General features: G+C 73.6%; 27 protein-coding genes and 1 pseudogene. 15 read left to right on the top strand and 13 right to left on the bottom strand.

All coding sequences use genetic code 11. The features are described 5' to 3' along the window. Positions 1–181 precede the first annotated feature (181 nt). The 4 genes from IT780_RS03765 to IT780_RS03750 all read left to right on the top strand — a co-directional run bounded on the left by IT780_RS03765 (position 182) and on the right by IT780_RS03750 (position 3,334). Complete coding sequence (locus IT780_RS03765) at positions 182–619, top strand: CBS domain-containing protein (protein ID WP_199509932.1); 438 nt, start codon at positions 182–184, stop codon at positions 617–619. Continuing rightward, positions 619–1,107 (top strand): nucleoside deaminase, encoded by a 489-nt coding sequence (locus IT780_RS03760; protein WP_233412069.1) that lies wholly within the window; start codon positions 619–621, stop codon positions 1,105–1,107. The genes IT780_RS03765 and IT780_RS03760 overlap by 1 nt, the downstream gene beginning before the upstream one ends. A 439-nt stretch (positions 1,108–1,546) precedes the next feature. Beyond that, entirely contained in the window at positions 1,547–1,885 is a 339-nt protein-coding gene (locus IT780_RS41540; protein ID WP_233412068.1) for a peptidase dimerization domain-containing protein, read from the top strand. A 69-nt stretch (positions 1,886–1,954) separates the two neighbouring features. Beyond that, a complete protein-coding gene (locus tag IT780_RS03750) occupies positions 1,955–3,334 on the top strand; it encodes a hypothetical protein (RefSeq protein ID WP_233412067.1) in 1,380 nt (459 codons plus the stop codon). A 6-nt stretch (positions 3,335–3,340) separates the two neighbouring features. Here IT780_RS03750 and IT780_RS03745 read toward each other — a convergent pair whose 3' ends face one another. After that, complete coding sequence (locus IT780_RS03745; RefSeq protein ID WP_199509930.1) at positions 3,341–4,708, bottom strand: DUF1996 domain-containing protein; 1,368 nt, start codon at positions 4,706–4,708, stop codon at positions 3,341–3,343. 175 nt (positions 4,709–4,883) lie between these two features. Between IT780_RS03745 and IT780_RS03740 the strand changes: the two genes are divergently transcribed. Further along, a complete protein-coding gene (locus tag IT780_RS03740) occupies positions 4,884–5,933 on the top strand; it encodes an aldo/keto reductase (protein ID WP_199509929.1) in 1,050 nt (349 codons plus the stop codon). 3 nt (positions 5,934–5,936) lie between these two features. Here the strand turns inward: IT780_RS03740 and IT780_RS03735 are convergent, their stop codons facing one another. After that, positions 5,937–7,406 (bottom strand): serine/threonine-protein kinase, encoded by a 1,470-nt coding sequence (locus tag IT780_RS03735; RefSeq protein ID WP_233412066.1) that lies wholly within the window; start codon positions 7,404–7,406, stop codon positions 5,937–5,939. A gap of 72 nt (positions 7,407–7,478) precedes the next feature. Next, positions 7,479–7,679, bottom strand: coding sequence for a hypothetical protein (locus IT780_RS03730; protein ID WP_199509928.1), 201 nt, complete (start codon positions 7,677–7,679; stop codon positions 7,479–7,481). A 124-nt stretch (positions 7,680–7,803) separates the two neighbouring features. Here IT780_RS03730 and IT780_RS03725 point away from each other — a divergent pair, with 124 nt between their 5' ends. From IT780_RS03725 to IT780_RS41535, 3 genes and pseudogenes are all read left to right on the top strand, one after another. Further along, positions 7,804–9,033: a sensor histidine kinase gene (locus IT780_RS03725; RefSeq protein WP_307831014.1), complete on the top strand. Its 1,230-nt coding sequence runs from the start codon at positions 7,804–7,806 to the stop codon at positions 9,031–9,033. Continuing rightward, complete coding sequence (locus IT780_RS03720; protein WP_199509927.1) at positions 9,021–9,680, top strand: response regulator; 660 nt, start codon at positions 9,021–9,023, stop codon at positions 9,678–9,680. The genes IT780_RS03725 and IT780_RS03720 overlap by 13 nt, the downstream gene beginning before the upstream one ends. Positions 9,681–9,835: 155 nt before the next feature. Further along, positions 9,836–10,576 (top strand): annotated as a pseudogene (locus IT780_RS41535) (ATP-binding protein); the annotation flags it as partial. A 63-nt stretch (positions 10,577–10,639) separates the two neighbouring features. Here IT780_RS41535 and IT780_RS43395 read toward each other — a convergent pair. Further along, entirely contained in the window at positions 10,640–10,900 is a 261-nt protein-coding gene (locus IT780_RS43395) for a DUF3040 domain-containing protein (protein WP_199509926.1), read from the bottom strand. Between the two features lie 60 nt (positions 10,901–10,960). Beyond that, positions 10,961–12,388: an alpha/beta hydrolase gene (locus tag IT780_RS03710; protein WP_199509925.1), complete on the bottom strand. Its 1,428-nt coding sequence runs from the start codon at positions 12,386–12,388 to the stop codon at positions 10,961–10,963. A gap of 47 nt (positions 12,389–12,435) precedes the next feature. Here IT780_RS03710 and IT780_RS03705 point away from each other — a divergent pair, with 47 nt between their 5' ends. Beyond that, positions 12,436–13,026 (top strand): HDIG domain-containing metalloprotein, encoded by a 591-nt coding sequence (locus tag IT780_RS03705; protein WP_199509924.1) that lies wholly within the window; start codon positions 12,436–12,438, stop codon positions 13,024–13,026. A 142-nt stretch (positions 13,027–13,168) separates the two neighbouring features. After that, the gene (locus tag IT780_RS03700; protein ID WP_199509923.1) at positions 13,169–13,312 is read left to right on the top strand and encodes a hypothetical protein; all 144 of its coding nucleotides are present in this window, start codon (positions 13,169–13,171) and stop codon (positions 13,310–13,312) included. 95 nt (positions 13,313–13,407) lie between these two features. Here IT780_RS03700 and IT780_RS03695 read toward each other — a convergent pair whose 3' ends face one another. Further along, positions 13,408–13,794: an ester cyclase gene (locus IT780_RS03695; RefSeq protein WP_199509922.1), complete on the bottom strand. Its 387-nt coding sequence runs from the start codon at positions 13,792–13,794 to the stop codon at positions 13,408–13,410. 137 nt (positions 13,795–13,931) lie between these two features. Between IT780_RS03695 and IT780_RS03690 the strand changes: the two genes are divergently transcribed. The 4 genes from IT780_RS03690 to IT780_RS03675 all read left to right on the top strand — a co-directional run bounded on the left by IT780_RS03690 (position 13,932) and on the right by IT780_RS03675 (position 17,588). Next, positions 13,932–14,516, top strand: a complete 585-nt coding sequence (locus tag IT780_RS03690; protein WP_199509921.1) for a hypothetical protein — start codon at positions 13,932–13,934, stop codon at positions 14,514–14,516. Between the two features lie 319 nt (positions 14,517–14,835). Next, positions 14,836–15,762 (top strand): ABC transporter ATP-binding protein, encoded by a 927-nt coding sequence (locus IT780_RS03685; protein WP_199509920.1) that lies wholly within the window; start codon positions 14,836–14,838, stop codon positions 15,760–15,762. Next, positions 15,740–16,528, top strand: coding sequence for an efflux permease Rv1217c-related protein (locus IT780_RS03680; protein ID WP_199509919.1), 789 nt, complete (start codon positions 15,740–15,742; stop codon positions 16,526–16,528). Before IT780_RS03685 ends, IT780_RS03680 begins: the two co-directional genes overlap by 23 nt. Further along, entirely contained in the window at positions 16,521–17,588 is a 1,068-nt protein-coding gene (locus IT780_RS03675) for a PucR family transcriptional regulator (protein ID WP_307831013.1), read from the top strand. The genes IT780_RS03680 and IT780_RS03675 overlap by 8 nt, the downstream gene beginning before the upstream one ends. Positions 17,589–17,609: 21 nt before the next feature. Here the strand turns inward: IT780_RS03675 and IT780_RS03670 are convergent, their stop codons facing one another. From IT780_RS03670 to IT780_RS03645, 6 genes are all read right to left on the bottom strand, one after another. After that, the gene (locus IT780_RS03670) at positions 17,610–18,005 is read right to left on the bottom strand and encodes a (2Fe-2S) ferredoxin domain-containing protein (RefSeq protein WP_372443595.1); all 396 of its coding nucleotides are present in this window, start codon (positions 18,003–18,005) and stop codon (positions 17,610–17,612) included. A 92-nt stretch (positions 18,006–18,097) separates the two neighbouring features. After that, a complete protein-coding gene (locus IT780_RS03665) occupies positions 18,098–20,977 on the bottom strand; it encodes a M36 family metallopeptidase (RefSeq protein ID WP_199509918.1) in 2,880 nt (959 codons plus the stop codon). 113 nt (positions 20,978–21,090) lie between these two features. After that, the gene (locus tag IT780_RS03660; RefSeq protein WP_199509917.1) at positions 21,091–21,531 is read right to left on the bottom strand and encodes a DUF6924 domain-containing protein; all 441 of its coding nucleotides are present in this window, start codon (positions 21,529–21,531) and stop codon (positions 21,091–21,093) included. After that, on the bottom strand, positions 21,528–22,322 hold the full coding sequence (locus IT780_RS03655; RefSeq protein WP_199509916.1) for a MerR family transcriptional regulator: 795 nt from the start codon (positions 22,320–22,322) through the stop codon (positions 21,528–21,530). The genes IT780_RS03660 and IT780_RS03655 overlap by 4 nt, the downstream gene beginning before the upstream one ends. 17 nt (positions 22,323–22,339) lie before the next feature. Then, a complete protein-coding gene (locus IT780_RS03650) occupies positions 22,340–23,101 on the bottom strand; it encodes an ABC transporter permease (protein ID WP_199509915.1) in 762 nt (253 codons plus the stop codon). Next, the gene (locus IT780_RS03645; protein ID WP_199509914.1) at positions 23,098–23,877 is read right to left on the bottom strand and encodes an ABC transporter ATP-binding protein; all 780 of its coding nucleotides are present in this window, start codon (positions 23,875–23,877) and stop codon (positions 23,098–23,100) included. Before IT780_RS03645 ends, IT780_RS03650 begins: the two co-directional genes overlap by 4 nt. Before the next feature lie 46 nt (positions 23,878–23,923). Between IT780_RS03645 and IT780_RS03640 the strand changes: the two genes are divergently transcribed. Continuing rightward, the gene (locus IT780_RS03640; RefSeq protein ID WP_199509913.1) at positions 23,924–24,697 is read left to right on the top strand and encodes an SDR family NAD(P)-dependent oxidoreductase; all 774 of its coding nucleotides are present in this window, start codon (positions 23,924–23,926) and stop codon (positions 24,695–24,697) included. On the opposite strand, the gene IT780_RS03635 is transcribed toward IT780_RS03640, so the two are convergent. Then, positions 24,672–25,553: a universal stress protein gene (locus tag IT780_RS03635; protein ID WP_199509912.1), complete on the bottom strand. Its 882-nt coding sequence runs from the start codon at positions 25,551–25,553 to the stop codon at positions 24,672–24,674. The genes IT780_RS03640 and IT780_RS03635 overlap by 26 nt on opposite strands. Positions 25,554–25,778: the final 225 nt, after the last annotated feature.

Raw genomic sequence — 25,778 nt, 5'->3', positions numbered from 1 at the left:
CGCCGACGCTGTGACTCACCGGAGCAACTTAGCGCCGGGAAGCGGTCCCGTCACCGATCGGCCCATGTTGATCTCCACCAGCGGGTTTCCACCGATCTTCACCGGTACCGGTCGTCGCGGGAGAGCGTTCTCGCGTTCTAGGGTGAGGATGCCGGAACTTCCGCAGGACCCGGGAGGACAGATGCGCATCAACGACGTACTGCGCGACAAGGGCGACCGAGTCGTCACCGTGACCCCCGACCTCACCGTCCAGGGGCTGCTCGCCACGCTCGCCGAGCACGGCATCGGCGCCGCCGTGGTGACCGCCGACGGCACCACCGTCGACGGCATAGTCAGCGAGCGTGACATCGTCCGCGCCCTCGCCGAGCGCGGCGCCGCCGTGCTCACCGAGCCGGTCTCGGCGATCCAGACCACCCGGGTGCACACGGTCGAGCCCGACGCCGACATCGCCGAGGTGGAGCGGCTGATGACCGAGCGGCGGTTCCGCCACGTCCCGGTCGTCACGGGCGGCCGCCTGGCCGGCATCGTCAGCATCGGCGACGTGGTGAAGAAGCGCATCACCGAGCTCGAGGTGGAGACCAGCGCGCTCAGCGGCTACATCACCGGCGAGCGGGCCTGATGGTCGACGACACGGACCTGCGGCACCTGCGCCGCTGCGTCGAGCTGGCGGCGCAGGCCCTGCGGGGCGGCGACGAGCCGTTCGGGTCCGTCCTGGTGGGCGCGGACGGCGCCGTGCTGTTCGAGGACCACAACCGCGAATCCGCCGGCGACGAGACCCGGCACCCCGAGTTCGAGATCGCCCGCTGGGCGGCGAACCACCTGCCGCCGGAGCAACGCGCGGCGGCGACGGTCTACACCTCCGGGGAGCACTGCCCGATGTGCGCCGCGGCCCACGGATGGGTCGGCCTCGGCCGCATCGTGTACGCCTCGTCCACCGAGCAACTGGTCCGCTGGCGCGCCGAGCTGGGCCGCAAGCCCGGGCCGGTCCGGCCGCTGAGCATCCGCGAGGTGGTCCCGGGCGCGGTGGTCGACGGCCCGGTACCGGAGCTCGCCGAGGAGGTCCGCCGCCTGCACGCCGCGACCCCGGCTCCGGCGACGGGCGGGTGACGCTGAGCCTGCCACCGCGGGGAGTGCCAGGTTTGTCCCCCCGCCCGTGGGTAGCCGGGCGCCGTGACGACCGAGATCCACACCTTCCTGGCCGACCACCGCGGCGAGCTCGTACGGGAGCTGGCCGGCTGGCTGCGGCTGCGTTCCGTCGGCGGGATCCCCGAGCTGGTCCCCGAGTTGAACCGGTCGGCGCACTGGCTGGCGGCCACGCTGCGCGAGATCGGACGCCAAGGGCCAGGTCATCGCCCACCTGTGGGCATCCGCGCGCACCTGGCGGGGACCGGCCGCGACGCCCCGGCGGTGAACCTCAAGGTGCTCGTGGAGGGCGAGGAGGAGACGGGTTCCGCGCACCTGGCCGGCCTGCTCGACGAGCACCGCCCCGAGGCCGACCTCATCGTCTTCTCCGACCAACGCTCGCCCGGCGATCGAGGTGATCACCATGGTGGCCGGGGATCCCGCGGGTCCCTCGCGCGCCGCGATCCCGGCGGTCGCGTCCGCGTCGCTCAGCATCCGTACCGTGCCCGGCCAGACCTGCGCCGAGGTGGCCGAGCAGCTTCGCCGCTGGGTGAAGGAGACGGTCAGCGAGCGCGTCGCGCACAAGCTGAGCGTGTCGCCGGAGAGCGGTCAGGACGCGTACCGGACGCCGGACGATCTCCCGGCGGTCGCCCACCTGGCCGCGGCCATGGAGGAGGGCTTCGGCGCGCCCGTCTCCATCGATGTCCTCACGGCGGGTGCCGCGACGCTGGCGCTGTTCCGGGCCCGGCTCGCCGACGGCTAGGGCGTGTCCTGAGCTGGCCGAAGTCACAGGGTGGACCTTGGAAGGGCGCGGGTACTCGGCCGTACCGTGATGGACTTCAGGGACGTAGGTTCCCCCGCGGCCACCCGCGTCGTCTGCCCCGACAGCCTCGGCCTGGCCCTGCTGGCGGCCGCGGCCCGGGCGGTCCGCGGCCGGGACTGCCGCGGGCTGGACCGGGTCCCGACGCTCGGGCAGCGCCGGTCCGTCGACGACGGGCCGCGCCCGGAGACCCTGGGGTACGACGCCACCGGCGTGGCCCTGCCGGTCGCGCAGGTGGCCCGGCTGGACGCCGACGCGGTCGCCTCATGGATGGTGGAGCACTACCCGGCGGACACCTTTCCGGCCGTGGTGCTCGGCTCGGCGCACGGCGCGGCGGTCCACCTGGCGGCGGCGCTCGGGGCGCCCTGGCTGCCCAGCGGGTTCACCGTCACGGTGCCGTGGCCCGGCGGCAGCCCCGGCGACTGGGAAGGGGCGATGGACTGGGGCGGGGTGGTCGCCGACGCGATCGTCGCCGCCAACCCGGAGGTCACCGTCCGCCAGGTCCACGATCCGCTGCTGCGGGGACCGCTGTGCGCCACGACGATCAGCCTGCAGGTGCGGTGGCGGGCGCTGCCCCCGGCGTACCGGAGCTTCCTGGCGTCCCGGCTCGGGCCCGGCGGGACCGCGCTGATGGTCCGCGACATCCGCACCTGGCCGACGCTGGACCTCGCTCCCGGGCACAGCTTCCAGCTGGGAAGCCCGGTGAGCGGATGGTCGCCGGACGACTACACGATGGAGAATCCGCTGTTCCGCCGGGCGCTCGCGGGGCTGGACGAAGGCTCGTGGTCCACGCCGTACCTGGATGCCCCCCGGCGCTGCGCCGACCAGGGCGGGGAAGTGGGGTTCGAGCACGACCTGCGCCGGCACGCGGCCCCGGTGCACCGCGTGCTGTACGCGCGCTCCCAGGCGCTCAGCATCTTCGTGGCCGAGCTCTACCGGCGGTCGCTGGCGCAGCGGGGTGGCGGCGGGGACTGCGCCGTCACGTCCGGCACGCTGGTCGACCCGGGACGGGTGCTGGCGGCGGGGCTGGTGCCGTACTGGTGCGAGTCGGCGTCGCGGCAGGCGGCCGACGCCGCGGAATGGTGGCTGGCCGGCACGGCCGCGTTCGAGGGTGTGACGGTCGTGCCCCAGCCGCCCGGGCTGCGCTGTGAGGCGCACGCCGGCGCGCGGCAGTGGCGTTCGGTGGCGGCGTTCGCGGGGGAGCGGTCGGTGGTGGACCCGGTCGCGCTGGGCCGGTACCCGCTGTTCCCGCTGCCGACCTCGCATGCCACGTCGGCGCTCGCCGGGGAGACGACGGGCGCCGACGTGGCCGGGCCGCTGCGCCTGACCGCCGGCGAGGTGCTGGCGGCCCTGCGCGACACGGGCCCCGCGCTGGGGCTGCTGGTCAGCTGAGCGCGCTCAGAACTGCCCGGCGGTGTTGCACTTGGCCTTCTGCACGACGCAGTCCTTGACGCGCTGGCCCAGCGCGGTGTCGTCCCAGGCGAGGAAGACGTCGCCGTGCATCGACGACGCCATCTTCGAGGCCAGCTCGAAGCCGTCGGCGCTGCCGCTGGTCCGGTACGCGATCACGAACGAGATCGACGGGATCGCCACCGGGTGGTCACCGCCGCAGGTGCCGTCGTACGTGTAGCGCACGTGCGACTTGTGGTCCGGGCTGTCCAGGTGCACGCCGTCCCAGCAGTCCGGGAAGACCAGCTGGAACATCAGATCCGCGGTCGGCGCGCACACCGGCCAGTTGCCGTCGGCGCTGCGCCCGATCTCGCCGCCCGGCCCGGCGCAGTAGAACTGGTTGACCGTGCCGCGCGGGGTGGGCGCCTGCAGCCGCGCGTCCCCGGCGATCATCCGGAAGCCCTGCGGGAACGCTACGGTCCGCGCCGGGTCGCTGAGCCGGGAGCCGTAGTAGACGGTCACCCCGGACGGCTCGACCGCCTTGCCGTGTTCGAACAGCGTGGGGATCCAGTACGCCGACAGGTCCGTCGCGGGCGCGCAGCTGGAGCCGGCGTTGGCCAGCAGCGACTGCGTGGTGGTGTTCGCGTCGGTGCTGTGGTTGCCGAGGAACGTGTGCATGTGCGAGGCGCCGGCCATGCCCGGGAACACGATCGGGTCGTCCGGCCGCGAGTGGCTGTACTGGCATGCCGCGTTGAACTCCGACACGCGCACGGCGTTCGCGGGCGCGGGGTGCATCGGCAGCGCGTTGAAGGCGGCGAGCTGGGCGTTCCACTTCGCCGGGTCCATGGTGACCCAGCCGGCGCCACCGGACGCCGAGCCGGCGCCGAACGAGAACCAGTTGATGTTGACGAAGTCGCCGCCGGTGCTGTTCTGCATGACCGCGTACACGGTCTGGGCGCCGGTGGGATGGGCTGTCGCGGTGGCCGTACGGGTCACCCAGCTCTGCCACCCGCCGGTCGCCGCGACGGGGAAGCGGGCGAGCAGCGGGCCGGTCGCCGAGCCGGTGCGCAGCTCGACCGCGCCGGTGCCGCCGGTGGCGGACGCGATGCGCGCCGAGACGGTCAGGTCGCCGGCGGGACCGAGGTCGACGGCGTCGAACCGCAGCCAGTCGCCGGCGGCGAGGTAGGAGACGTTCTGGCCGCCGCCGGTGTCGGCGGTCGGCTCGGTCGCGGCCCCGGACTGGGCGGCGAACGACTCGGCCTGGACGACCACGGTCGCGGCGGACGCCGGAGCGGTGGCGGCGGCCACCGTGGCGGCCGCCACGAGCAGGACGCCCAGGGAGGCGGACAGCAGGGATCGGGGTGTGCGTGGGCTCATGACGATCCTTCGGGGTCAGGGGTCCCGCGCCCGCGATGGGGGATGGGCGAGGGCCCGGCCGTCATGCATCTGCCCCGAATTATCGAAAACGCTCGATACTTCCGCCAAGGCTTGAAACATGCCCGCCGAAGTATCGGCCGAACGTACCGTCCGGTTCCGGCATAGGTTGGGAGGCATGGAATATCGCCAGCTGGGCCGGTCCGGCCTTCGAGTCTCCGTCCTCACCATGGGCACCATGACCTTCGGCGGCAAGGGCAACTTCGCCGTCGTCGGCTCCACCGACGTCACCGCGGCCCGCCGCCAGGTGGACCGCTGCCTGGACGCCGGCGTCAACCTCATCGACACCGCCGACGTGTACTCGGAAGGGCTGTCCGAGGAGATCGTCGGCGAGGTGCTCGAGGGCCGCCGCGACGACGTGCTCGTGGCGACCAAGGTGCGCATGCCGATGGGGCCCGGGCCCAACGACGCCGGCCTGTCCCGGCACCACGTGATCGCCGGGTGCGAGGCGAGCCTGCGCCGGCTGCGGACCGATCACATCGACCTCTACCAGGTCCACGAGTGGGACGGGCAGACCCCGCTGGAGGAGACGCTCGAGGCCCTGGACCTGCTGGTGCAGCAGGGCAAGGTGCGCTACGTCGGCGTCTCCAACTACGCCGGCTGGCAGCTGATGAAGGCGCTCGGCACCGCGGAGCGCATCGGCGCGCCGCGCTTCGTCAGCCAGCAGATCTACTACTCGCTGCAGGCCCGCGACGCCGAGTACGAGCTGATCCCCGCGGCCGTCGACCAGGGCCTCGGCGTGCTGGTGTGGAGCCCGCTCGCCGGCGGCCTGCTCTCCGGCAAGTACCGGCGCGGCCAGCAGCCGCCGGAGGGCTCGCGCCAGCTCACCGACTGGAACGAGCCGCCCGTGTACGACCAGGAGCGGCTCTACGACACCGTGGAGGTGCTGGTCTCCATCGGCGAGGACCGTGGCGTGTCGGCGGCGCAGGTGGCACTGGCGTACCTGCTCGGCAAGCCGGCGGTCACCTCGCTGATCATCGGCGCGCGGACCGACGAGCAGCTCGCGGACAACCTGGCGGCCGCCGGCCTGACGCTCAGCGCCGAGGAGCGGGCACGGCTGGACGAGGCGAGCGCGCCGCCGCTGCTGTACCCGTACTGGCACCAGGCGAAGACCTCCAGCGACCGGCTGTCCCCGGCCGACCTGACGCTGCTGGGCCCGCACCTGTGAGCCTCAGGCCGGTCCCCGGTCGACGAAGGTGAACGAGGTCCGCGCGTCGTCGTCGTCCGGGCGTACGACGACGCGCGAGCCGTCCTGCGACCACTCGAGGGTGCCGTAGGTCGGGTTGGCGACGCGGTACGCCGGGCGGCCCGCCCCGTCCTTGCGCCCCGTGGGGGTGAAGGTGAAGACGGTGGCGTCGGTCTCCCGGCAGGGGGCCGTGACCAGCACGCCGTCGGCACCGGGAACGACGCGCACCCCCAGGCAGCGCACGCCGAATTCGCCGGTGAGCCACTTGATCCGGTAACCGGCGCCGGATGCCACCAGCGCGAAGTGGCTCTCGTCGTCCACGCCCCCGATCTCGGCGGTCCGGCTCACCTCGCCGCCGTTCGGGAAGATCCACACGTCGTCGTCGACCTCGACCAGGTGCAGCAGGCCGCGCCGGCCGCCCGCCAGGAGACCCGGCGCGGCCGTCGTCGCCGCCGAGGCGGTCGGGTCGGTGCGCCCCACCGCGGTCGTGTCGCGGCCGTCCCCGGTCAGGGCGTTGGCGGCGAGGCCCGCGCCGGCGAGCACGGCCAGGGTCAGCCCTGCCACGGCCGTGCGGCGCCGGGTGCGGGGCCCGCGGGCGGCCCGGTCCGCCGGCGGGGGCGCCGGTGCGGGGGCGGGGGAGGTGCCGCTCACCAGCGCGTCGAGCACCTCCCGGGCGGTCGGGCGCCCGGCCGGGTCCTTGGTCAGGGTCCGCTCGACCAGCGCCCGCAGCGGCTCGGGCACGCCGGTCAGATCCGGCGGCTGGGTCATGATCCGTACGGCGGTGCCGGTGGCGGAGTCCGCGGCGAACGGGGTACGCCCGGTCGCCGCGTACGTCACGACGGCCCCGAAGGCGAACACGTCGGCCGGGAAGCCGATGCGCCCGCCCGGGTCCGGCTCGAACCGCTCCGGCGCCATGTACGCCACCGTGCCGACCATCTGATGGGTGCCGGTGTGCCGGCTGGTCGCCTCGAGCGGGCGGGCGATGCCGAAGTCGATGACCTTGACGCCGCCCAGGCCGAGCAGGACGTTGGCGGGCTTGAGGTCGCGGTGCACCACCCCGGCGCCGTGGATCGCGGTCAGCGCGGTGGCCACGCCGATCGCCAGGCTCTGCAACGCCGTCCCGGTCAGCGGGCCGCTGTCGCGCACCACCGTGGCCAGGGTCGGGCCGTCCACGTACTCGACCACCAGGTACGGCGGGTCGTGGCCGGCGTCGGCGTCGAGGACCTCGGCGGTGCAGAACGGCGGTACCTCCCGCGCCCGGTTCACCTCACTGCGGAAGCGCGACCGGTATCCGGGGTCGGCGCCGAACTCGGCGCGCAGGGCCTTGACGGCGACGCGGCGGCCGTCCGGCGCGCGGCCCAGGAACACCGTCCCCATGCCGCCCTGCCCGAGCCGGCCGAGCAGCTCGTACGCCCCGAGGCGGCCCGGGTCGCCGGCGCGCAGCGGCATGGTCATCCGAGCCTCCCACCGGTGTCCGCGGCACGCCGACAGGCACCCTACCGCGTCCCCGCGACCGGCCGGCGGTGCTCACCGCTCCCGGTGCCGGTAGTGCTGGGCCACCAGGCCCGCCGCGCAGGCGAGCGTGACGACGCCGAACGCGGCGCCGATGAAGACGTTGGTGCTGGTGCTGGAGAGGATCGCGTTCGCGGCGGCGCTCAGCACGAGCACCACCCACAGCAGCGTACGGAGGAAGCCGGTGTTCTCGTGGTTCTCGCTGTTCTCGGTCATGTCCTCAACCTAGGGACGGGCCGCGCCGGTCACGATCCCGCCAGCGCGCCCTTCCGGGTACAGCTGGCTGTACTTCCGGACCGGCCGTGGGCGTGGGCGGCACGGCTGGCCTAGGGTTCTCGCCGTGAGATCGCCGCTGCAGGTCCGGGCCCGCGCCATGCGGGAGGCCCTGGAACACCTCGTCGGCGGGCTCGGCACGGCGGTGCTCGCCTTCGTGGCGGCGCTCTGGCTGATCCTCGTGGCCGCCGGCTGCCTGGTGGGCGTCGGGCTGCTGTTCGTACCGACCGCCCTTCGCCTGCAGCGCTTCGCCGCCGACCGCGAGCGGGCGCGGTTGTCGCGCTGGGGCAACGAGATCGTCGGGCCCGGCCCGGCGCCGGCCCGCTGGCGCGACGCGATCCGCGACCCGTCGGTGCGCCGCGAATGGCGGTGGCTGGCCTGGCACGCGACCTTCGGCTTCGCCGTGGGGATACTCGGCATCACGCTGCCGCTCAACGCCGTACGCGACGGCACGTTCCCCCTGTGGTGGAAGCTGCTGCCACCGGCGGACGCGACCTCGTCGCTGGGCTACCCGGTCATCACCGACTGGGTGGGCGCTTTCGGGGTGTGGGCCCTGGGCGTCGCCTGGATCGCGCTGGCGGTCGGCTTCGGCCCCGCGCTGGCCCGCTGGCAGGCCCGGCCGGGACGCCGGCTGCTCACCCTGCCCGCCGACGTCGACCTCTCGCTGCGCGTTGCGGAGCTGACCGCGACCCGCGCGGCCGCGCTGGATGCGCACGCCACGGAGCTGCGGCGCATCGAGCGTTCCCTGCACGACGGTACGCAGAACCGCCTGGTCGCGGTCACCGTGCTGCTGGGGGCCGCCCGCCGGGCGCTGACCCGCGATCCGGCCGGCGCCGAGCAGATCCTGGGCCGCGCGCAGGACGCGGCCGAGCAGGCGCTGGCGGAGCTGCGTACGGTGGCCCGCGGCATCCTGCCCCCGGTGCTGACGGACCGCGGCCTCGAGGGCGCCCTGGACGGCCTCGCCGCCGCCAGCGCCGTGCCGGTGCGCATCGACGTGGACGTGCCCGGCCGGTGCGCCGCGTCGGTGGAGGCCACGGCATACTTCGTCGTCGCGGAGGCCCTGACGAACGTCTCGAAGCACAGCGGTGCCGCCCACGCCACGGTGACCGTGCGCCGCCGCAACGACCGGCTGACCATCGTCATCGGCGACGACGGCCACGGCGGCGCGGACGAGGACGGTGGCTCCGGGCTGACCGGCATCCGCCGCCGCGTCGACGCGCTCGACGGCACCGTGACCCTGACCAGCCCGCCCGGCGGGCCGACCACCCTGACCGTGGAGCTGCCATGCGGATCGTGATCGCCGAGGACGACTCGTTGCTGCGGGAGGGACTCGCGCTGCTGTTGCGCGCGGAGTCGCTGGACGTGGTGGCCACCACGGACGGGCCCGAGGCGTTCCTGGCCGCGGTGGACGAGCACAAGCCCGACGTGGCGATCGTCGACGTGCGGATGCCGCCGACCCACACCGACGAGGGGATCACCGCTGCCGTGGAGGCGCGGCGCCGGCAGCCCGAGCTGGCGGTGCTGGTGCTCTCGGCGTACGTGGAGCAGGCTTTCGCCACCGAGCTGCTCAGCGGGGGCGCGGCGCGGCTGGGCTATCTGCTGAAGGAGCGGGTGGGGCGGGTGGAGGAGTTCCTCAGCGCCCTGCACCGGGTGGCCGACGGCGGGACGGCGATCGACCCCGAGGTGGTGGGGCAGCTGCTGACCCGTACGCGTCCGGACGCCGCGCTGAACCGGCTCAGTCCGCGCGAACGCGACGTGCTGGCGCTGATGGCGGAGGGTCTGGGCAACACCGCGATCGCCGAGCGGCTTTTCGTGACCGAGGGCGCGGTCCACAAGCACATCCGCAACATCTTCTCGAAGCTGGACCTGCCGCCGGACGACCGCGCCGATCGCCGGGTGACCGCGGTGCTGCGCTACCTGGAGGACACCCAGCGGCGGGCCTGATCGCATCGAACTGCATCATGCCGCCTCCATCGTCGTATGCCTCTTGTCCCTGGTCAGGGTGATGAGGCAGCCCGATAGTTGCCGCCGGGCAAAGAGCTGAGCAGACTCGCCTGGGTGGCTGCCGGGACGGCGGCGGCCCCGACGGAAGGTGCGCGATGGAGGTGATTCGTCCGTACCTGTTCGGGCACGACGATCCGGACCGTGCCGGGATGTCGGTCACGTGCGACCTCGACACCGGCATCCTGGATCTGGTCGTCCGCGGCCGCTTCGGCCGGCGCTCGGCCACCGACACCTTCACCGGGCTGCGCAAATGCCTGGCAGAGCATCCCGCGGCGATCGTGGTGGACCTGCTCGGGTTCGACGATCCGCTGGCGGCCAGCGCGTCGATGTGGGTGGCGATCAACCGCAAGGCGGCCGCGCTCGATCCGCCGGTCCGGCTGGCGCTGGCCGTCGCGCCCGGCACACCGCTGTGGGAACGGCTGGCGCGACTGGGCGTCGGACGCTTCTTCCCCGTGCAATCCACCCCGGCCGAGGCGCGCGCCGCCGTGTCCGGCACGCTGCCCTGGACCCAGCGGCTCCAGCTGATCCAACGGGCCCCGGACGAGCTGTCCACGTGCGCGGCCCGCAACCTGGCCGGTGCGGCCTGCGAGGCGTGGCGGATGCCCGACCTGCTGCACCCGGCCCGGATCATCGTCTCCGAGCTGGTGACCAACGCCGTCGAGCACGCGGGCACGGACGTCACCGTCACCGTGTGGCGCCGCGGCGCCGGTCTGCACCTGTCGGTCCGCGACGGCGATCCGCGGCTCCCGCGGCTGCTCGACGCGTCGTCGGGCGCGCCGGGCGAGCGCGGCGCCGGCCTGCGCATCGTCGGGGCCCGGGCCACCGCGTGGGGCGCCATGGCGACCCGCGACGGCAAGCTCGTCTGGGCCACCCTGCGCGGCGCCCGCCCACCCCGCCGCTCAGCCGGCGTCCGGCTGCCGCCGTACGAGCACGAGCAGCACGGCCAGCGCGAACAGCAGCAGGGTCAGCACCGCGCCGGTGCGGCCGAAGAAGAAGACCACCATCGGCAGCGTGACGTACAGCAGCATGCTGAGCAGCAGGATCGTGGGCAGCGGACGGTCACCGGGTGAGCCGCCCATCCGCGCGGCGAACCTGGGATCGTCGCCGGCCAGGCCGCGCTCGATGTCCCGCAGGGCGTGCCGGTCCCGATCGCTGAGCATGCGATCACCCCCTCGGCGGCGGTGTGCCACCGCCCATCCTCACAGGGTGCGGAGATCGACTCAATCGATCGGCAACGATGCAGCGACCGGCCAGGCGACCATCAGCGCGCCGGCCGGCACCGTCGCCCACCACGGCGTGCCCGATCGCCAGGCCAGGCCGCCGAGCAGCAGGTGCAGTGCGGCGAGCGCCGCCATCAGCGGCGCGACCAGCGCGAGGAAGCCGGGGGCCAGGCCGGCTGCCGCGGCCACCGGCAGCGGCGCCGAGACCAGAGCCAGGACCACGACACTGTACGGCGGGCCCGCGGCAGCGTGCGCCCCACCGAGCAGCAGCGCGACAGCCAGCGCCAGCAGCGCCACGAGCCAGGCGTGCGAACCGTACGGGACGACTGACGTCAGCCCCGCCTGAACGGGCACGACCACGGCCGCCGTGCCCGCCACCATGAACCCGGCACACGTGACGAGCGCGGCTGGGCGAGGCGGCGCGACGGAGATGCGACGGCACGCCACGGCGGCCAGGACGGCGCCCGCGCCGGCCGCGTACCCGACGAGATAGCCGGACACAGAGGACGGCAGCGTCCGCGAGGCCAGCGCGCCACCCGCCAGCCCCGCCACCGGAGCGGCGAGCACGGCACCGGCCAGCCACCACAGATCCGCGCCCCGAGGCAGTGCCGGCACGGTGGGCGGGCGAGTTCCACGCGGGCGCACCAGTACGCCGGCCACCACCAGGAGCAGCCCCGCCAGGAGCAGCCCCGCGGGCGCCACCCGATCCTTCGCCGCCAGGACGTGCCGCTCGGGACGGTGGCCCAGGACGTCCTCGAACCAGTGGGCGGCCTCCCGGTGCGTACGGTCGGCGAACAGCACCCCGGCGTGCTCGACGAGCGGCACCCGTACCATCCGCCGCCCGTCCGGATGCGCGGCCAGCGCCTTGCTCGTCGCGTCCCGGATGCCGACCGGTTCCAGACCGCCGACGATGAGCAGCAGATGCCGAGGACCGGGCCGTACCGGCGCGCCGTCGTCGCCGAGGGAGATCGCCACGGTCGCGGCGATCGACTGGTCGGCCGCGCCGGCCCGCACCACGGCCGCCGCACCCATCGAATGGCCGAGCAGCACCACCCTCGCCGGGTCGACGTCGGCCCGGCTGCGTACGTACCGGACGACGGCGGCCAGCTCGGCGTCGACCTCGCCGGGCCCGCTCAGCGGGCGGCCGTTGCGGGCATGGCCGGCGAGATCCGGCAGGGCGACGACGAACCCGCGCCGCGCGAGCGTGTCGGCGAACGGCCGCATGAGCCGGCCGGACCCGGCATACCCGTGCGCGACGACCACGGCGGGACGCCCCGGCGCGCCGCCCGCGGCCCGGACCACCTCCACGGGTACGCCGCCGGCGGACGTGTGCTCGGAGCGCAGGCCACGGCCCGCCTGACACAGCCCGAGGACGCCCGCCGCGGACAGGACGAGACCCAGCACCACGACCGCCCGCCACCTCGACACGGGCGCCACCGTAGTGGGTGCGGGCCAGACCTGGAGAATGATCCCTCGTGCAGGTACCCACGGACGACGAGATCCGCGCGCTCCACGAGCGCCTCGCCCCGACCCGGGAGGCCTTCGAGGCCGTTCACACCCACTGCGTGGTCGTGTGCCGCATCGCCGAACAGTTCCTGCCTCGCGCGGGCGTGGACGCCGCCCTCGTCCGGGCCGGATGCCTGCTGCACGACATCGGCGTGTACCGCCTCTACGACGAGACCGGGACGCTCGACCACGCGACCTACCTCCGGCACGGGGTGCTCGGCCACGAGCTGCTCGGTGAGCTGGGCTTCCCCGAGGTCCTGCGCCGGTTCTGCTCGCACCACACCGGCACGGGCCTCACCCGCGAGGACGTCGCCGCGCGGAGCCTGCCGATCCCGCCGGGCGACTACCTCGCGGACACCGCCGAGGAAGAGCTCGTCATGTACGCCGACAAGTTCCACAGCAAGAAGAGCCCACCGGTGTTCCTCACGGCCGAGACGTACCTGTCCTCGGTACGCCGCTTCGGCGAGGACAAGGCAGCCCGCTTCGCCGACATGGTGCGCCGCTACGGCGAACCGGATTTGAGCGCCCTCTCTGCCGCGTACGGCCACGCGATCGTGTAGCCATCCGGGGCCGCGCGGTCGTTCAGCCGCCGGTCTCGTTGAACCGGCGGGTCTCGTTCGGCTGGCGGTCTCGTCAGCTGGCGGTCTTACGAAGCCGTATCCCGGGTCCCTGTTCCTGCGCTGCCGCTGCGGCGTGTGGTCGGTGACGTACGGGCCGAAGGTGACCGGCTCGGACCCGTACCTGTCGGGGCTGGCCGCCATCCCGGGAACGGCGGGCTTCTGGGGCGTGGGGGCGAGCTCGGACGCGGCGGGCGAGATCAGGGCGGTCGTGGAACGCGCCGGCTGAGAGGCAGCCCGGTGGGTGCGACGTGACCTGCGACGACGAGCGGGTCACGCTACCCACCCGGAGCGGGCGCCTGTCGGCAGATCCGGGTGAGGTCCTCAGCGTGGTGGCGGGTTCTGCTGGTAGGTCCACATCTCCGCCATCAGGCCGTCCACGAGGCGGACCAGCCAGACGAGCGGGCCGGGCGCAGCCGCCGGTGGGCCGCCGTGCCCGGGCGCCGCGGCGCCGCTGGGGGAGCGGCCGACGGAGCCCACGACCGCGACCAGCTCCTCGTCGCCCAGGACGGTGTGGACGGTGAAGTGCAGGTCCGGGCGGGCGGCTCGGGTGGCCTCCACGGCCTGCTTCACCGCGGCGGGCCCGGTGACCTCGGGATGGGCGTGGTCGACCCAGTCCGGATGGAGGATCTCGTCGGCGATCGCGGTGTCGCCGGTGTTCCACATGTCGAAGTAGCGCCCCACGACGGCGGCGGCCGGTTCCTGAGTCATCGATGTGTCACCGTTTCCGATGGTGATGGCGTGTCTCCCTACGCCGGCGTGAGGTCTGTCGTCAAGAGGGCTGGCACGGCCTCGACGGCAGAGACAGCCCCGTGTCGCCGATCCCGCACCGGGACAACCCTGAGGAGATGATGTCACCACCGGCAACCCTGTCCCGCTCCCAGAACCGCGCGGCCCGGCTCGCCCGCGCGGCCGGTCGGAGCCTCGCGTACTGTGCCGTCCTGCTCCCGGTCTCCATCGCCACCGTCCTGCTGGCCTCGATCGGCCGGTCCGCTGTGGCCGTACGGTGGTGGTGTCGCCTGCGCGTGCGGGTGCTCGGCCGGTCCGCCGTGGACGTTCCCCGGCGGCCGGGGACCGTACGGGTGATCGGCCACGGGCTGGTCAGCGCCCTGCTCGGTATCGCCGCGCTCGTGCCGCTCGGGGTCGAAGCCCTGTTCGTGCTGCGCGGGATGTTCTACGGCTTCGTCGACCCGGGGCCGTACGACCACTCGTGGGGCGGCCCGAGCAAGGGCGGAGCGTGGGCGATGCACTTCCTCATCAGCCTGCTGCTGTCTCCCACCGGGTTCCTCATGCTGGCGGGGCTCGCGGCGGTGCAGGACAGGCTGACCCTGCGGCTGCTGGGCCACCGCGTCCCGCGCTGGGTGACGCCCGCCGCGACGGTGCTGACGCTCGGCGCCGGGGCGTTCGTCATCGCATGGTCGCGCCAGATCTGACGTCCGCGGCGGCCGTCGCTGAGCGGGACCAGCAACCGGTCCGGCCCGGCCGACGACCCGTCCCGGGCCGTTCCGTCTCGCGTGCGGTGCCGGCCGACCCGTCCCGGGCCGGTCCGTCTCGCGTGCGGTGCCGGCCGACCCGTCCCGGGCCGGTCCGTCTCGCGTGCGGTGCCGGACCGCCCACCCCCGGCCAGTCCGTCTCGCGCACGGTGGGGAGGAAGCGGCGCCGGCTGGTTCCGGATGTCAGCAACGATCGGGGCGCGGTCCCGGCCGGATACCGACCTGGATTCCGTAGGGCTTGATCGCGACGATGAGTCCCATGACGCCGGACACCGCCGTGCTGACCGAGGGGCTGACGAAGTTCTACGGTTCCCGCCGCGGCATCGAGGAGCTCGACCTGGCCGTCCACGCGGGGGAGGTGATGGGGTTCCTCGGGCCGAACGGGGCCGGGAAGACCACCACCATCCGCCTGCTGCTGGACTTCCTGCGCCCGACCCGGGGGCACGCCGTGGTCCTCGGGCTGGACCCGCGCCGGGACAAGGCCGCCCTGCACAGCCGCATCGGGTACCTGCCGGGGGAGCTGACGTTCCCCGGCCGGGAACGGGCCCGCGACCTGCTGCGATTCCTCGCCGACCTGCGCGGCGGGGTGCCCTGGTCGCGGATCGGGGACCTGGCGGACCGGCTGCAGGTCGACCTGGCGCATCCCGTCCGCACGATGAGCAAGGGCAACAAGCAGAAGGTCGGGCTGATCCAGGCCTTCATGCACGAGCCGGCGCTGCTCGTGCTGGACGAGCCCACCAGCGGACTGGATCCGCTGATGCAGCAGGAGTTCCTCGGCATGGTGCGTGACGCCCGGACCGCCGGGCAGACCGTGTTCATGTCCTCGCACGTGTTGGCCGAGGTGCAGGAGGTCGCCGACCGGGTCGCGATCGTGCGGGACGGGCGCCTGGCCGCCGTGGAGCGGGTGGAGTCGCTGGGCCGGCGCGCCGTCCGCAGCGTGGAGATCCATTTCGCGGATCCGGTGGCGGCGGACGAGTTCGCCGGGCTGCCGGGGGTGAGCGGGGTGTCCGTGACCGGACCGGTGCTGCGCTGCACGGTGGACGGCCGGCTCGATCCGCTCGTCAAGGCGGCGGCCCGGCACGAGGTCGTCGACCTGCTGTCCAGCGAGCCTGATCTGGAGGAGACGTTCCTGTCGTTCTACTACCACTCCGAAGGAGACCGTGATGGTGCCCGCGCTGATGCGTAAGACCTGGCGCGACGACCGCCGCGCGATCCTGGGCTGGGCGGCCGGCGTCGCTGCCTTCACCGCCGTGTACAGCGCTTTCTATCCTCAGTTCCAGGGCGCCGCCGAGCTCAAGCAGGACGCGTTGCCGAAGGGGGTGCTGGACTTCCTCGGCGTCGCGGACTTCCTGTCGCCGGCCGGCTACCTGCAGGCGAGCATCTTCGGCCTGCTCGGCCCGCTTCTCGTGCTGATGTGCACGGTCACGGTCGTCGCGCGGACCATCGCCGTGCCGGAGGAGGGCGGCGGCATGGAGTTGCTGCTGGCCAACCCCGTGTCGCGGACGGCGTTCGCGGGTCAGCGGCTCGCCGCCGCCGGGCTCGCGGTCACGGCGGTCGCCGCCATCCCGTGGCTGCTGCTGATGGTCATCGTCCCGGCCGTGGACATGGACATCCCGCTGTCGTCCGTGGCGGCCGCGGGGTTCGGCCTGGTCGCGCTCGCCTGGTGCTTCGGCGGACTGGCCTTCCTCGTCGGCGCCGCCACCGGCCGCCGGGCGAGCGTGCTGGCGGTCACCGGGATCGTCGCCGTGGCCACGTACATGGCGAACGCGGTCAGCGGCATGGCGCAGGGCTGGTCCTGGCTGCGCTGGTGGTCACCGTTCCACTACTTCCTCGGCACCGACCCGCTGCGCACCGGCTGGCATCCGGGGTCCCTGCTGGTTCTCGTGCTGGCCGGGGCCGTTGCCGTCGTCGCCGGGGTGATCCTGTTCGACCGTCGTGACGTCGGTGTCTGACCGGGCCGCGCCGGCGGACGGCTGGCTCGCCGCCGCCTGCGCCGGCCTGCTCGCCGGGCCCGGCGGGACGGTCCGGGCGCGCGCCGCCGCGGTGCTGGGCGCCCGGGCCGCCGACGCGGGGGTGCAGCTGCGGGAGCTGGTCGCCGCCGTGATGACGGCGACGGCCGGGCACTGGACGTCGAGCCGGCCGGCCGCCGGTGAGCCGCCCGGTGGGGTGCACGCGCGGGCGGCCACGCTGCTCGCCGCCGCCCAGGAGGCGCTGGCGGCGGCCGTCGACGGGTACAACCACCGGGCCCGCGCCGAGCTCGACCGGCACGACAGCGCCCGCGCCGAGTTCGTCACCGACCTGCTGACCGGTCGGGCCGATCCGGGCGATCTGGCCGAGCGCGCCCACCGCTACGGCATCCGGCTGTCGGCGGCGCACACCGTGCTGGTCGCCCGCGCCCCCGGCCTCACCCTGGAGGCGACGCACCGGATCGACGCCGCGCTGGCCGCCCGCTTCGGTGAGGGCAACACCCTGACCACGCTGCGCGGCGACGACCTCGTGTGCATCAGCGCCGGCGGGCTGCGCGGGATCGCCGGGGAGCTCGCCCGGCTGCTGCTCGCCGAGACGGGTACGGCCGGCTGGCAGCTCGCTGTGGGGCGTACCCATCGGGGTCTGCGGGGTCTGGCCACCTCCCTGGACGAGGCCCGCAGCACGCTCGACCACGCCGCCAAGCTGGGGTTCACCGCGCCCGTGCTGAACGCGGCCGACCTGCTCGTCTTCCCCGTGCTGCTGCGGGACCGGGAGGCGATCACGGACCTGGTCACCACCGTTCTCGGCCCGCTGACCACGGCGCGCGGCGGGGCGCAGCCCTACCTGGACACGCTGACGGCGTTCTTCGACAGCCAGGGCAATCACACGGCCACCGCCCGGCAGATGCACCTGTCGGTCCGCGCGGTGACGTACCGGCTGGACCGGATCCGGGACCTGACGGGCTACCACCCGGGCGAACCGACGCAGCGGTTCACGCTTCAGGCCGCGGTGCTGGGCGCCCGCCTGCTGAGCTGGCCGCCATGAGGCCTGCCGGGCCGGCGGGGGTCAGCTCAGCTGCTCGCGGACGCGGCGTGACGGGGTGACCTCGTACAGGTCGAGCACCGGTGGGAGGTCCGCCAGGCCGGGGCCGCCGGCGCGGATCCAGGCGGCGATGTCGGCGCCCGCGTCGTGGTCGTTGACCAGGCCCAGCCACACCGGCCTGCCGCCGGCGCGCCGGCCCGCCGCGGACGGCTGGACCACGATGACGTTGGCCTGGGCGCAGGCGTCGAGGCAGTCGCTGACGCGTACGGTGGCCTCGCCCGCGACCGCCGTCCGCAGTCGGTCGAGCTGGGCGGCGTGGTCGAAGCGGGGCACGGTCCGGGCGGTGCCGCAGCAGCAGCCGCGGCACACCGTCACGGTGCAGCCGCCCGTACCGGTGGCGGGGGAGGGGCGACGGGTCACGACCGCAGACGATAGCGCCGGCCTGTGGGGCCGGCGCGGTGGGCGGTGGTACGGGCCGCGCAGGTCACAGACGACCGGCGCGGCCCGTACGGTCATCCGGCGTTGCCGTAGACGCCGACCTCCACGGTGTCGACGTAGTAGCAGCCGCTGTAGAAGTCCGGGCAGGTGACGCCCTCCTCGGCGACCTGCGTGCCCAGCATGGTGTAGCGCACGTAGCGCACACCGGCCGTGCTGCCGGCCGCCGGCGTCAGCGGGTTCATCTTGTCCCGGTTCGCCTTGCCGAAGTGGCCCTGGGAGGCGACCGTCCAGGTGGTGCCGTCCGTGGACGTCTCGAGGCGGTAGTCGCCCGTCGACGAGGTCGGGTCGTCGCCGCAGGTGCCGGTCGGGTTGACGGCGATCGAGGTGACGTTCACCGCCGTGGGCAGCTTCACCACCATGGAGCGGGGGTCGATGCCGGTGCCGGACACGACCGCGTCGGTGCTCCAGCCGGTCTGCTGGGAGCCGTCGAGGGCCGCGTCGGGACCGCAGCCGATGACGCTGTAGTCGTCGCCGTTGAAGTCGGTCACCGAGCTGCCGCCGGACGTCATCGCCCAGTTGCGGCGAAGCGACCAGTCGGCCCGGTTGGGCCCGCGCCGCACCGGCAGGTCCCGCACCTGCGGGTCGTAGCCGGGCTTGCCGGCCGTGACCTCCGGGTACGTGCCCGGCAGGACGTTACGGATCGTGTAGTGGCCGGCGTCGTCGGCGACCGCCGTGTACGAGCCGCCGAACCCGGAGTCGTGGCCCGGGAACGAGACCGTGGCCCCGGCCAGCGGCGCGTGCGTGTCGGTGTCGACGACCGTGCCCTTGACCGAGGTCAGCGGCGCGGCCGGCGCGGGCGGCAGCGAGAAGTCCTCGACCTGGGTGTAGTCGTCCGCGCCGGCGGAGGCCGCGAAGAAGCCCATGCCGCGGCCGGCGAAGACCTTCCAGATCGTCCGCTGGTGGACGCCGCGGAAGACGACCTTGTCCGCCATCACGATCGAGTTGCGCATGTCGAGGAACGTCGGGTTGACCGGCGACAGCTCCATCGCCCGCGTCACCAGCGACTCGGCGACCTTCGAGCCGACCGCGGTACGCAGATCCCACAGCGTCTCGGCCCAGATCTCGCCGTCGGCGTGCGACTCCGGGAACCCGAGGATCTTGCCGTAGTCGCCGTACGTGTAGCCGCCGGGACCGGCGTCACCGGCGCCCGGGCACACCGCGGCGTCCGCGCCCACGGCGCAGTCGAGGGGCTGCGTACGGATGAGGTTCTGGTTGCGGCCCACGTAGCGGCCGACCAGGACCTCACCCGGCGCGCTGGTGTCCTTCTGCACGCCCTGCGCGGTCAGGTAGTCGAACGCGTACCAGTCGCTCCACGCCTCGCCCATGGCGTAGCCCTGCGCGCCGGTGAGCGCCGAGTTGCCGTCGGCGTCGACCACGAGCCGGTTGGACACGCCGTGGGTGTACTCGTGGTAGACGACGTCGGCCTCGTCGCCGGAGTTCGCCGGCAGGAACGGGTCGTCGGGCCAGCTCGGGTCGGAGAACAGGTACATCTGCATGCGGCCCGGTACGCCGTCCGGGGTGGGCAGCATGTTCGCGTTGTCGGTGTGGCCGCCGTCCGGGAAGCCGTCGGCGGTGTCGGCGCCGTCGAGCGCGTTCACCTCGATCGGGTCGCCGTCGGCCTGGTCGTAGTTGCCGGCCGCCCGGGTGAACCCGATCGGCGACTTCTCCAGGTGGTCGTGGAAGTTGTTGGTGAGCCAGAAGAGCTGGGCCGCGTTCTGCTTGGCGTTGTCCCGCCACGAGTACGCGACCTTCGGGTTCCACGAGCATTGCAGGCTGGGCGTGCAGGGCGCGCCGACCTCGGCGGTGAAGTCCTTGAACGGGAAGCGCCAGTTGCCGGGCGCGTTCGGGGCGACCTCCTCGCCGGCGTCCGCCTCGTCGTTGTCGTTGAGGTCGAGGAACACGTGCGAGGACTTCCCGGACAGCGTGGTGGCGTCCGGTGTGATCCACTTCGCGAGCGAGCGGACCTGCTGCCGGCCACCGGCCTCGGCGCCCGGGTAGTTGCTCCACGCCAGCGCGTTCGGCGCGTTGTCGGAGACGAGCAGGGACTGCCGGTAGAGCACCCGGCCCGTGGCGGCGTCGAGCACGTGCAGGTAGCCCTCGCGCATCGTCAGCGTCTGCCAGGCGAGGCGTACGCCGCCGGGCGTCGCGAAGGCCACCAGCTTGGCCCGGTCGCCGGAGGCGAAGGTGGTCGCCCGGTCGGCGCCGGCCCTGGCGGAGGCGACGGTGGTGCGGGACGTGCCGCCGGCGTCGCGCGCGGCGGCGTCCCGGGCCTGCGCGGCTGACAGCTTCGCGGCACCCAGGTCGCTCGGCGTGCTCGCCACCGGCGACCCGGTGACCTGGATGAGCCGGCCGTCCCGGGCGACGTCGGCCCGGACGCCGTTGCCGAAGACGACGACGCCGTCGGCGAGCTGCTGGAAGCTCACGTGGTGGGTGCCGGCGACGTCGACGTAGTCCTTGCGCAGCCGCAGCGCGGCCACCTCGGCGGCGCTGAGCCCGAAGATCTCGGGGTGGGCGGTGAGGTAGTCCCGCGCGATCGTGGCGGCGGGCTTCGGGCTGGGCCCGGTGAGGTACCCGTCGAGCCGGGCGATCCGGCGCGCGGTCCGGGTGACCGGGTCGATGTCCACGATGCCCTGGACGCCGAGCGACGCCTGCAGCTTGGTCACCGCGGCGGGCGTCGGCGTGGCCTGGCGGGCCGCTCGCCCGCTCGGGGCGGTGGCGTGGCGGGCGTCGAAGAACGGCTTGCGGGCCGGCTCGTGGCGTAACCGGGCCGGCGACGGGTCACCGGGCGGGGCGGCGGAGGCTGCGGTGACGGAGGCGGTGGGGGCGAGGGCGATGCTCAGCGCGGTGACGACGGCGCAGCTCAGTACGCGCCGAGCGGGAAGAATGGATTTCACGCGGCTCCCTGCGGTCAGTCCTAAGGAGAGGTACGGGATCCCGAGGAGCAGCATACTCAGCCGAGTCGATGGCACCAGAGATGCCGGTGAATACATAAACGTCGAAATACCGTTTACGGAAAGCCGCGAAAGACGCCGTCACGATCCACTTCCGCCGCGAATTCCGCCCAGTCCATGTTGGCCAGCGACAGGTTGTTCTGCACCGACCACATCTCGCTGGGCACCACCCGGAACGTGTCGCCGTCGAGCGAGCCTTGGCCCTCGTTCCCGAGCTTGACCACGAGAATCGGCTGGTCAGGGGTGGTGAGGGCGACCGTGTCGACGAGGAAGGCGAAGGAGTGACTCGCGTCGGCGGGCGCGATCTCGAGCAGCCGCGCCGCGGTGAACCCCTCGTACGCCCGGTCGTCGACGAAGCTGACGAGGGCGGTGAACCCGTCCTCGGTCTGCGGTTCCTCGATGGCCGACCGGATCCGCGCCCACTGCGGCTCGTGGTCGAAATCGGTGCGGATCACAAGGGACACGTCCGGGTTGCCGTGCCAGATCGGCGTTCTCATCCGCGCGAGAATAGACCCCTTTCGGTGACCCGTTCCGTCCGGTTCCACCCCGACCAGCCGCGCTTGCGCATCAGGTCACGCAACCGCTGCGCCCGCGGGTCGGCCTCGTCGGCCAGCGCGTCGAGGAGGTCGAACGGCAGCTCGTCGTCCTCGCCCTCGGGCGGCCCCTCGACCTCGCCGGCCGCCTCCGCCTCCTCGGCCAGGGCGACCATGATGTCGGCCGCCTCCTCCAGGAGCCGGTCGTCCACGCGGTCGCTGTCGAGGGCCTCGGACAGCACGCGGTAGAGGCGCACGATCCGTTCGTCGCGGAGCTGGGCCACTTTCACCGGTATCCAGGTGCGGATGTGGTCAGGCCAGCGGGCCGCGATCAGGATCCATCCGTCCCGCTCCGCCTGCACCATCCGTTCGGACGCCCCGATGTCGCGGAGCCGGCCGAGATAGGAGATCACCTCCGGCGGGAGGGAGGCGCTGTCGCCGGCGGCGAGCTGGGCGATCTGCTTGCGGCTGGCCTCCAGCCGCTGGATCTCCTCGGACAGGTGCCGGTCGATCCGGTCGATCGCCGCGGCGAAGGACGACGCGTCGGCCGCCAGCATCGTGCCGATCCGGGAGAGCGGCACCCCCGCCTCCGCCAGCGTACGGATCTTGATGAGCGACACCACGGCCGTGGCGCCGTACCGCCGGTAGCCCGAGGCGTCGCGCTCGGGCTCCGGCAGCAGGCCGATCTGGTGGTAGTGGCGCACCGCGCGCACCGTGACACCGGCGTACGACGCCAGTTGACCGATCGTCAGCATGCTCTGATCCTGCCCGTTCAGGCGGTCCGGCGGCGGTAGGTGCGGGCGGAGAACAGCAAAGCCAGGACGAGGATCCCGGCGCACCAGGCCAGCGCCGTCCAGATGCCGGTGCCCACCGGCTGCCCGGCGAACAGGTTGCGGATCGTGTTGACGATGGAGGTAACCGGCTGGTTGTCGGCGAAGGCCCGCACGGGGCCGGGCATCGACGCGGTGGGCACGAACGCCGAGCTGATGAACGGCAGGAAGATCAGCGGATACGCGAACGCGCTGGCGCCGTCCACCGACGTGGCGGTCAGGCCGGGGATCACCGCGAGCCAGGTCAGCGCCAGCGTGAACAGGACCAGGATGCCCGCCACCGCCAGCCAGTCCAGCACGCTCGCCCCCGTACGGAAGCCCATCGCGACACCGACCAGGACGACCACCGCGACCGAGATCAGGTTGGCGACCATGGAGGTCAGCACGTGCGCCCAGAGCACCGCCGCGCGGGCGATCGGCATGGACTGGAACCGTTCGAAGATGCCGCCCTGCAGATCCAGGAAGAGCCGGTACGCCGTGTACGAGATGCCCGAGGCGATCGTGATGATCAGGATGCCGGGCAGCAGGTAGTTCACGTACCTGCCGGAGCCGGTCTGGATGGCGCCGCCGAGCACGTACACGAACAGCAGCATCATTGCGATCGGGGTGACCGCGGTGGTGATGATGGTGTCCGGGCTGCGCGCGATGTGCCGCAGCGAACGGCCCAGCAGGACGGCGGTGTCGCCGAGGAAATGCCGGTTCATCGGTGTCCTCCTTCGGTACGGGCGCCGACCAGGGTCAGGAAGACGTCCTCCAGGCTCGGCTGCTTCTCGACGTACTCGACCTTCGCGGGTGGCAGCAGCTGCTTGAGCTCGCCGAGCGTGCCGTTCACGATGATCCGGCCCTCGTGCAGGATCGCGATCCGGTCGGCGAGCTGCTCCGCCTCGTCCAGGTACTGGGTGGTCAGCAGCACCGTGGTGCCGCCCGCGGCCAGCTCCCTGACGGCCTGCCACACCTCGAGGCGGGCCTCGGGGTCGAGCCCGGTCGTCGGCTCGTCGAGGAAGACGACCGGCGGGTTCCCGATCAGGCTCATCGCGATGTCCAGCCGGCGGCGCATGCCACCCGAGTACGTCCCCGCGCGCCGCCCGCCCGCCTCGGTCAGCGAGAAGCGTTCGAGCAGGTCGTCCGCGATCGTGCCGGCGTCCTTCAGGTGCCTCAGCCGGGCGACCAGGATCAGGTTCTCCCGCCCGGTGAGGACCTCGTCGACGGCGGCGAACTGCCCGGTGAGGCTGATGGACTGACGGACGTCGGCGCCCTGCGTCGCCACGTCGAAGCCGTTGACGTGGGCCGTGCCGCCGTCGGCGCGCAGCAGCGTGGACAGGATGCGCACCACGGTGGTCTTGCCGGCGCCGTTGGAGCCGAGGAGGGCGAAGATGCTGCCCCGCGACACCTCGAGGTCCACGCCCCGGAGGACCTTTGTGTCCTTGAACGATTTCTGGAGGCCTTGTATGCGGATCGCGGTACTCATGGCAGCGAGCATGGAGGGTTGACGCTGCGTCAGGGTCAAGCCCTGGCATCGTGGGGGCATGGCGAAGATTCTGATCACCGGCTCCAGCGACGGCATCGGGCGGCACACGGCGGCGACGCTGGCCGCTCAGGGACACGAGGTGGTGCTGCACGGCCGCAACGAGCGCCGGGCCGCGGACGCGCGCGACGGCGTACCCGCGGCGGCCGGGGTGGTCGTCGGCGACCTGGCATCGCTCGAGCAGACCCGGGATGTCGCCCGGCAGGCGAGCGAGCTCGGGCCTTTCGACGTGGTCGTGCACAACGCCGGCATCGGCGGGGGACAGGCCGCGCCGGTACGCACCGCGGACGGCCTCGAGCGGATCTTCCAGGTGAACACGCTGGCGCCGTACGTGTTGACGGCCCTGCTCCCGGCGCCCGCCCGGCTGATCTACCTGACCTCGGGCCTGGAGTCCGCCGGCCGCGTACGCCTGGGCGACCTGCAGTGGCAGGACCGCGACTGGGACGGCATGCAGGCGTACAGCGACTCCAAGCTGTACGACGTCATGCTCGCGTTCGCGGTGGCCCGGCGCCGGCCCGGCACGCTGAGCAACGCGGTCGACCCGGGCTGGATCCGCACCCGGATGGGCGGGCCCGGCGCCACCGACGACCTGCCCGAGGGCGCGGAGACGCAGGTGTGGCTGGCCACCTCGGACGAGCCCGCCGCCACGGTCACCGGCCGCTACTTCAAGCGCCGGCGCGAGCTGCGGGCCAATCCGCAGGCGTACGACGAGTCCCTGCAGGAGGAGCTGCTGGCCTCCTGCGCCGAACTCAGTGGCGTGAAGCTGACGAGCTGACCGGCAGGGTTCCGCGGCCGGCCGCCTCGTCGGGGCAGGACCCCGGCAGCAGGTTGCGGACCACGGCCACCGGCGACGGCGCGTGGTGCAGCAGGGTCTGCGTGACCGATCCGAGCAGCCCCCGGTACGGCTGCTGCCCGCGGGCGCCCACGACGACCAGGCCGGCGTCGCGGGACTCGGCGCGCAGCACGGTGGTCGGATCGCCGCGGACCATGCGGACGCGGACCCGGACGCCGTACCGGTGCGCCCGGGCGTCGACCGCCTTCATCAGGTCCGCCTCCTCCGCGGCCGGGCCGGCGCCGTCGTCGCCGTCCGGCGGTGTCCACGCGTGGACGACGACCAGGTCCGCGCCCCGGGAGGCGGCGGCGTCGAACGCGAAGTCCAGCGCCTGCCCGGAGCGGGCCGAGCCGTTGACGCCGGCCAGGACCGGGCCGGCCGGCGGCGGGGCCGGGCGGGTGACGACGACGGTGCACGGCGCCCGGGCCGCGAGCTGGACGGCCGGCGCCTCACGGGTCAGGCACACCCCGGAGCAGAGGCCGCCGTCGCCGATGACGAGCATGGCGGCCGTCCGCGCCTTGCGCAGCAGTGCCGTCACGGCCGACCCCTCGAGGAAGTGCGAGGTGATCGCCGAGGCGGGCACGAGCCGGGTGGCCTCGGCGACCGATCGGCGCATGAGGTCCCGGGGCGCCGGGCGGGGCTGATCGGCCGGCGGCCCGGTCAGCGTGGGCACCCAGTTGAAGCAGTGCACCAGGTGCAGGGGGCACCCGTGCATGGCCGCCTCCCACGCGGCGGCTCCGACGGCGTTGCGGCTGGCGGCCGAGCCGCTGATCCCGACGACGATCGGCAGGTCCGTCATGACCCTCACCTCCGGTGATCAGCTCACCTTCTCCCCGCGGCGCCGTCGCCGGGCCGTGGGTATCCACTCCAGCCTTCTCCGGCCGTCGCCGGGATGACAGGGCCTTAAGTCCCGCCGTTCCGCCGGGGGCCGGACGAAGGGCCCGGTGCCACGAGGACCTCGTTCCCTGGGACGCCGGCCGCCGCGTCAATACCCTAGGGGGTATCTGGAGGCAGGATGGAGGTG

It is taken from the genome of Nucisporomicrobium flavum, assembly GCF_016464385.1.
In the GTDB taxonomy this organism is placed as follows: domain Bacteria; phylum Actinomycetota; class Actinomycetes; order Mycobacteriales; family Micromonosporaceae; genus Actinoplanes; species Actinoplanes flavus_A.
Note: the sequence above shows the minus strand (reverse complement) of the source record. Positions and strands in the feature narration are given on the sequence as shown.

Bases quoted from the DNA above. Each gene is read 5' to 3' on its own strand.
- IT780_RS03635 (WP_199509912.1), bottom strand. From the start codon at position 25,553: ATGACGGACCTGCCGATCGTCGTCGGGATCAGCGGCTCGGCCGCCAGC.
- IT780_RS03650 (WP_199509915.1), bottom strand. From the start codon at position 23,101: ATGAACCGGCATTTCCTCGGCGACACCGCCGTCCTGCTGGGCCGTTCG.
- IT780_RS03740 (WP_199509929.1), top strand. From the start codon at position 4,884: ATGGAATATCGCCAGCTGGGCCGGTCCGGCCTTCGAGTCTCCGTCCTC.
- IT780_RS03695 (WP_199509922.1), bottom strand. From the start codon at position 13,794: ATGACTCAGGAACCGGCCGCCGCCGTCGTGGGGCGCTACTTCGACATG.
- IT780_RS03640 (WP_199509913.1), top strand. From the start codon at position 23,924: ATGGCGAAGATTCTGATCACCGGCTCCAGCGACGGCATCGGGCGGCAC.
- IT780_RS03760 (WP_233412069.1), top strand. From the start codon at position 619: ATGGTCGACGACACGGACCTGCGGCACCTGCGCCGCTGCGTCGAGCTG.
- IT780_RS03720 (WP_199509927.1), top strand. From the start codon at position 9,021: ATGCGGATCGTGATCGCCGAGGACGACTCGTTGCTGCGGGAGGGACTC.
- IT780_RS03655 (WP_199509916.1), bottom strand. From the start codon at position 22,322: ATGCTGACGATCGGTCAACTGGCGTCGTACGCCGGTGTCACGGTGCGC.
- IT780_RS03735 (WP_233412066.1), bottom strand. From the start codon at position 7,406: ATGACCATGCCGCTGCGCGCCGGCGACCCGGGCCGCCTCGGGGCGTAC.
- IT780_RS03645 (WP_199509914.1), bottom strand. From the start codon at position 23,877: ATGCTCGCTGCCATGAGTACCGCGATCCGCATACAAGGCCTCCAGAAA.
- IT780_RS03750 (WP_233412067.1), top strand. From the start codon at position 1,955: ATGGACTTCAGGGACGTAGGTTCCCCCGCGGCCACCCGCGTCGTCTGC.
- IT780_RS03730 (WP_199509928.1), bottom strand. From the start codon at position 7,679: ATGACCGAGAACAGCGAGAACCACGAGAACACCGGCTTCCTCCGTACG.
- IT780_RS03745 (WP_199509930.1), bottom strand. From the start codon at position 4,708: ATGAGCCCACGCACACCCCGATCCCTGCTGTCCGCCTCCCTGGGCGTC.
- IT780_RS43395 (WP_199509926.1), bottom strand. From the start codon at position 10,900: ATGCTCAGCGATCGGGACCGGCACGCCCTGCGGGACATCGAGCGCGGC.
- IT780_RS03765 (WP_199509932.1), top strand. From the start codon at position 182: ATGCGCATCAACGACGTACTGCGCGACAAGGGCGACCGAGTCGTCACC.
- IT780_RS03685 (WP_199509920.1), top strand. From the start codon at position 14,836: ATGACGCCGGACACCGCCGTGCTGACCGAGGGGCTGACGAAGTTCTAC.
- IT780_RS03660 (WP_199509917.1), bottom strand. From the start codon at position 21,531: ATGAGAACGCCGATCTGGCACGGCAACCCGGACGTGTCCCTTGTGATC.
- IT780_RS03690 (WP_199509921.1), top strand. From the start codon at position 13,932: ATGATGTCACCACCGGCAACCCTGTCCCGCTCCCAGAACCGCGCGGCC.
- IT780_RS03680 (WP_199509919.1), top strand. From the start codon at position 15,740: ATGGTGCCCGCGCTGATGCGTAAGACCTGGCGCGACGACCGCCGCGCG.
- IT780_RS41540 (WP_233412068.1), top strand. From the start codon at position 1,547: ATGGTGGCCGGGGATCCCGCGGGTCCCTCGCGCGCCGCGATCCCGGCG.